Genomic DNA, 6,133 nt, shown 5'->3' with positions numbered 1-6,133 from the left:
CAAGGACTGTCTGAATCCCAATTTTTTTGCGCGTCTTTTTGCGCAAAAAAATGGTTGAGTTTCGCAGCCGCCAAATGTGGTCGGGGGGATATGGCCGATCCGCAATGGGCTCCCCCCATCGCTGACGGGCAGTCCACTCATATCTCAAATGTGTCCATGCAAGGGGCGATATAAGAGTCACTCGCATATCACGAAAGTGTGTTCGTAAATCGATCCCGCCCGTGGGGCGCGGTGAAATCCTGGTCTGGCCCCAGCGGCACCAAAGCGCTGGGATTGATGGTGCGCTGGCTGGCGTAGTAGTGGGTTTTGATCTGCTCCATATCGACAGTCTCTGCCACTCCCGGCACCTGGTACAGCTCGCGCAGATATGCGCTGAGGGCCGGGTAGTCGGCGATGCGCTGGCGGTTGCACTTGAAGTGGCCTACGTAGACTGCATCGAAGCGAATCAGGGTGGTGAACAGGCGCCAATCGGCTTCGGTGAGCTGGTAGCCGGCCAGGTAACGCTGGCGGGAGAGGATACCCTCCACCCAGTCGAGAGCGTCAAACAGACAGTAGTAGGCCTGCTCGTAAGCTGCCTGGCTGGTGGCGAAACCGGCCTTGTAGACGCCGTTGTTGATGCTGTCGTAGATGCGGTCATTGAGGCCGTCAATGACTTGCTGCAGCTCGGCCGGGTAATAATCGTCGTCGTTGCCGGTCAAGTGATTAAACGCCGAGTTGAACATGCGGATGATCTCGGCGGATTCGTTGTTGACGATAGTAGCGGTTTGCTTGTCCCACAATACTGGCACCGTGACCCGGCCCTCGTAATCGGGGTCCGCTTTTAGGTACAACTGATAGAGAAACCGCAGGTCGTAGAGTGGGTCTTCCAGCTCCCAGCCGTGTTCCAGCATCAGCGGGTTAACCACGGTTACGCCGATATAGTCGTCCAGCTGTTTTAGCCGACGCAACACCAGGGTGCGGTGGGCCCAGGGGCAGGCCAGCGAGACGTAGAGGTGATAGCGGCCTTTTTCTGCCTTGAAGCCCGGCTCGCCGCTGGGACCGGCGCTGCCGTCGGCGGTGACCCAGCTGCGAAAGCGACTGTCCTGGCGACGGAACTCGCCACCACTGCTGTCGGTGTCATACCATTGATCGACCCACTGGCCGTTTTGCAATAAACCCATTGTGCTGGTCCTCTGGAGTTTTCTGTAAAAGGTATTTCTGTAAAAGGTATTGTCTGTAGCAGGTGTCGCCTGTAGCAGGCGTTAGCTGGCGTAAATACTGCCGCTGCAAACAGAAAAGCAGCTTTAGTGAGACTCTGGTTACCCCCTCGCGGGAGTAACCAGAGCCCATTTCCAAACTGCTTTTACTGAGCTGTGAATTTGGCCTGCAGCAGGCGATCGGCGCTGAAGCTGCCGGCGCCGCGCAGTAGCAGCGCCACGCTGACGGCCAGCAGTGCCAGGGCGAACTCGTAGCCGTTGTTGCTCATAAACAGGCCGTTTTCAAAGTGCACCCAAAACAGCGCCACCAGCATGGTGAAGGCCAGCACCAGCGCCGCCGGACGCACCAGTAAACCGACGATCAGCAGCAGGCCACCGAAAAATTCCGCGCCGCCGGCGAGAGCGGCAAACAGGGTTCCCGGCGCCAGCCCGATCGACGCCATCCAGCCGGCAGTGCCCTCTAGGCCGTAGCCGCCGAACCAGCCAAACAGTTTCTGTGCCCCGTGGGCGCTGAAAATAACGCCAGCGGCCAGGCGTACCGACAGGGTGTCGAAGCCGGCGGTGGTGGTGGTTAACTTGTTCAATAAAGTAGTCATGTGATGCTCCGGTAACTGTGTTTAGTTGATCTAGCTGGTAACCGTGTTTGGCGACCAATCCTGCTAACTGTGGCCATTGTACCGATCGCAGAAATTACAATAAGATAGGTTTTTCGATTGGAATGTTCTAAATATCTGAACAGTTGAGTGACTGCTGATGCCTGCCAACCCCATAACTATTGAAGCGCTGGAAATTCTGGACGCCATTGACCGGCGCGGCAGCTTTGCAAAAGCCGCGGAAGAGCTGAACAAAGTCACCTCGGCCCTCTCCTACAGCGTGCAAAAGCTGGAGGAGCAGCTGGGCATCACCCTGTTCCAGCGCCAGGGGCGGCGCTCGGTGCTCACCCCGGCGGGCCGTTTTGTGCTGGAGGAAGGGCGCAAGATTCTCTACGCCACCACCCAACTGGCGGACAAGGCCAAGGAGGTCGCCACCGGCTGGGAGCCGCGCCTGCGCATCGCGGTGGAATCGATCCAGAATTACCCGCTGTTCTTCGAGGTGCTGGCGGCGTTCCTGGAAGAGCACCCCAGCCTGGAACTGGATATCTGCGAGGCAGTGCTCAATGGCGGCTGGGAAGCGCTGGAACAGGATCGCGTCGAACTGATTGTCGGCGCGCCCGGGCCGGTACCGCTGCAAAAGGGTTATCGCGCCCTGCCCCTGGGCACCACGGACCTGGTGCCGGTGATTGCCGCCCGCCACCCCATGGCGGCCCTCGCCTGCGACCCGGATGCCTTGCAAGCGGCCCTGCCTAAGCTGCGCCGCGTCGTCACCCACGATACCTCCCGGGTTAACATAGTGCGCAGCGCCGGCCTCAGCATTGGTGCCAGCAACTGCCTCTATGTGCAGACCACCGACCAAAAGTACTGTGCGCTGCTGGCGGGGCTCGGCATCGGCCACCTGCCCCGCCACCGGATCCAGGACGATCTGGACCGTGGCCGGTTGCGACCATTAAACCTGCAATCCACCGACGGCGAATACTTTATCGCCTGGAAAATCAGCAACAAGGGCAAAGCCCTGCAGGCCCTGTCCCAGCGCCTGGCCGCCACCAAGTGGTAACCCAGCGGTAGACCCGAGCTCGGCCAACCACCGCTGGCCATACAGGAGGAACCCGGCGCCAGCCACTCGCGCGAGTTGGCATTGGCGCCCCACGGTCCTTGAATCCGTCACCGAAATAGCGATAATGGCGGGCTGTTTGGCGACCGGGCTTTGGTTAACCGGCGCAATACAGCCTCGGCCAGCGGTTGCCGCAACTTGCCGGGTACAGGTCGAGCGGACGCGGAATTGTCTTTCATTTATTCAGTTGGTTGCATGCGGCTGTTGGTTTAACGTAGATATTTATGGCCCAGGCTTCAGCCACCCCCCAGAGCTCGCGACTGGTGCGCTACCTGCAGGATCTCGCAGTGGCCGACGCCGAGCTTTCGCACAAGAATTTTACCGACAAGCTGGGCCGCCTGATCGACCTGACGGATTCCATCTACCTGGCGGATGCGCTGCGGGGCCTGCCGAGACTGGCGTTTACCCCGGCCACAACCCCTGTGGCCAGTTGCCGGGAGGAATTTCTGCAGGCACGCCAGGCCATGGTGGAATTTATTGCCGGCTGCTTTAATCCCGCCAGCAGCGCGCCGCCGTTCAGTTTGCCGAAGCCCGACCCGGACACCTTGCTGGACGACAGCGGCGGCTTTGCGCCCTACCAGAAGTTTTACGCCCTGCTGCAGAGCGAAATGGACTTCCGCATCATCAAGTTGCGGCGCCGGGTGCGCCAGGCGGTGGCCGCCTATTCCCAGCCGCTGGCCCAACTGGCGGCGCTGGATACCGCCCTCGGCGACACCCTGGCGGCACACGGGCGCAAATCCCTGGCGGCCATTCCGCGCCTGCTGGGCCAGCGCTTCCTGTATCTGCGCCAGCGCCACCTCGATGCCCAAATGGAGCTGGGCCTGGAGGTAGAGGACACACCCGGCGCGGGGGCGCCAGACCAGACCAGCCGCTGGACTCAACAGGATGGCTGGCTGGGCCAATTTTTTCGGGAAATGCAGGGCTTGCTGCTGGCAGAGCTGGAGCTGCGCCTGCAACCGGTGCTGGGGCTGGTGGAAGCCCTGGACTCAGAGATAGAGAGAACGCAATGACAAGAACACTTTCGGCCGCCGCCTTTTTACTGGGCGCCATAATCGTTGTCTGGATGGGCTCGGCTTTTGTCGGCTCCAACCTGCTGGCACTGATCGTCACCCTGGTGATCGCTGCCGTTTACTGTGTCGGTTACGGCGAATTGTGGCGCTACCAGCAAACCACTGCCAGCCTGGCCCACGCCCTCCAGGGCCTGACGGATAAAGTCACCGACCTGAACGGCTGGCTGCAGCGCCTGCCCGCGTCCCTGCAAAACAGCGTGCGCCAGCGCATTGAGGGCCAACAGGCGGGCCTGCCGGCACCGGTGCTGGCGCCCTACCTGATCGGCCTGCTGGTCATGCTGGGCCTGCTGGGCACCTTTGTCGGCATGGTCGACACCCTCAAGGGCGCGGTTATGGCGCTGGAGGGCACCAGCGAACTGGAGGCCATTCGCGCCGGCCTGGCCGCCCCCATCAAGGGCCTGGGCATGGCCTTTGGCACCTCGGTGGCCGGGGTGGCCGCCTCCGCCATGCTCGGTTTTATCGCCACCCTCAGCCGCCGCGAGCGCATGCTGGCGGCGCGCCTGCTGGATGGCAAAATCGGCACTGTGCTGCAGGACCACTCCCTCGCCTACAACCGCCAGCAAACCTTCAACGCCCTGCAATCCCAGGCCCAGGCCCTGCCTCAAGTGGCCGAGAAACTGACCCTGCTGATCGAGCAGGTGGGGCGCATGAGCGACCAGGTCAGCGACAGCCTGATACGTAACCAGGACCAGTTTCACCACCACGCGGAGCACACCTATCGCGAGCTGGCCAACTCCATCGACCAATCCTTGCAACAGAGCCTGGCCGCCAGCGGCCGGCTGGCGGTGGAAAGCATTGAGCCTGCGGTAAAGGAACTGCTGCAGGGCATGAACCAGGCCGTAACTGCCAGCCAACAGCAATTAACCGACATTAGCCAACGCCACCTGGATACCATCAGCACCCAGTTCGCCACCACCAGCAGCGACATGAGCAGTGCCTGGCAGGCGGGCCTGGCGGCCCAGGACCAGGCCAACGGCAAGCTGGTTGAACAACTCAGCCACAGCCTCGAGCGCCACAACCAGCAATTTGCCGGCACCTGCAGCGAAGTGAACAGCGCCTGGCAGGCGGGCCTTGCAGCCCACGAGCAGGCCAACGACAAGCTGGTCGAGCGGGTCAGCCAAAGTCTGGAAAACTATAACCGCCAGTTCGACAGTGCCAGCGCCGGTTTGCTGGCGTCCTTCGGCAGCGCCAGCAGTGACTGGCTCCAGCGTCAGCAGGCCGCTGACGAAGACCGCCTGCAACACTGGTCGGCGGCACTTGAGCGCAGCGCCACGGCGCTGCAAGAAACCGCCAGCCGCATGGCCGCCACTGCAGAGTCTGGCAGCAGCCAGATGGTCAACAAGATCGGCGCGCTGTTGCAGGCGTCGGAAACCCTGGTGCATACCCGCATTGACAGCGAAGCCAGCTGGCTCGACAGCCACGAGCAGCGGGTGCAGCAACTGAGCTCGACTCTGGAAGAACAGTTGCTGGCGCTGCGCAGCGCGGAGCAAGAGCGCGGCGATAAAGCCATTGCCCGCCTCGACCAATTGCAGGCCGCGGTGGCCGAGCACCTCGGCAAACTCGGCCAGGCCCTGGAAGAGCCCATGACGCGATTGATAGAAACGGCTTCGGAGACGCCGCGGGCGGCCGCCGAGGTGATCGCCAAATTGCGGGCGGAGATATCCAACAGCATCGAGCGCGACAACAGCTTGCTGGACGAGCGCCGCCGTACCATGGCAGAGCTCAGCCAGCTGTCGGGCGCCATGCAACAGTCGACCCAGGAGCAGCGCGCGGCCATCGAGCAACTGGTCAACAGCGCCGCCGACATGCTGCAAGGGGTGGGCAGTCGCTTTAGCGACTCGGTTGGCTCGGAAGCGGTGAAGTTGGCCGATGTGGTCGACCATTTCGCCGGCAGTGCCACCGAGCTCTCCAGCCTCGGCGAGGCCTTCGGTATGGCGGTGCAACTGTTTAACGACGCCAACGGGAAGCTGATCGACAGCCTCGGCCGCATTGAAGAATCCCTGCAGAGCTCCAGCAACCGCAGCGACGAGCAGCTGGCCTACTATGTGGCCCAGGCGCGGGAGATTATCGACCAGAGCATGCTCTCCCAGCAGGACATTATCGACCAGTTGCGCCAACTCAGCGACAGCGGCCAGCGGACAGTCGAGGCGGTTAACTAGT

The 6,133-nt window shown here is 61.9% G+C and carries 5 protein-coding genes; 3 read left to right on the top strand and 2 right to left on the bottom strand.

Annotated features, from left to right (window positions below):
* Positions 1-188: 188 nt before the first annotated feature.
* Positions 189-1,160, bottom strand: coding sequence for a glutathione S-transferase family protein (locus G8764_RS21205; RefSeq protein WP_166168021.1), 972 nt, complete (start codon positions 1,158-1,160; stop codon positions 189-191).
* Between the two features lie 182 nt (positions 1,161-1,342).
* Positions 1,343-1,792 (bottom strand): DoxX family protein, encoded by a 450-nt coding sequence (locus tag G8764_RS21200; RefSeq protein WP_166168019.1) that lies wholly within the window; start codon positions 1,790-1,792, stop codon positions 1,343-1,345.
* A 157-nt stretch (positions 1,793-1,949) separates the two neighbouring features.
* Here G8764_RS21200 and G8764_RS21195 point away from each other — a divergent pair, with 157 nt between their 5' ends.
* From G8764_RS21195 to G8764_RS21185, 3 genes are all read left to right on the top strand, one after another.
* Positions 1,950-2,846, top strand: a complete 897-nt coding sequence (locus G8764_RS21195; RefSeq protein WP_166168016.1) for a LysR substrate-binding domain-containing protein — start codon at positions 1,950-1,952, stop codon at positions 2,844-2,846.
* A gap of 281 nt (positions 2,847-3,127) precedes the next feature.
* On the top strand, positions 3,128-3,913 hold the full coding sequence (locus G8764_RS21190) for a DUF3348 family protein (RefSeq protein WP_166168013.1): 786 nt from the start codon (positions 3,128-3,130) through the stop codon (positions 3,911-3,913).
* Positions 3,910-6,132, top strand: coding sequence for a DUF802 domain-containing protein (locus G8764_RS21185; protein ID WP_166168010.1), 2,223 nt, complete (start codon positions 3,910-3,912; stop codon positions 6,130-6,132). The genes G8764_RS21190 and G8764_RS21185 overlap by 4 nt, the downstream gene beginning before the upstream one ends.
* The last annotated feature ends 1 nt before the right edge of the window (position 6,133 follow it).

Origin of the sequence: Pseudomaricurvus alcaniphilus, from assembly GCF_011440395.1 — a bacterium.
Classification (GTDB): Bacteria; Pseudomonadota; Gammaproteobacteria; order Pseudomonadales; family Cellvibrionaceae; genus Pseudomaricurvus; species Pseudomaricurvus alcaniphilus.
The sequence above is the reverse complement of the archived record's forward strand: the minus strand, read 5'-3'. Positions and strand labels throughout refer to the sequence as shown.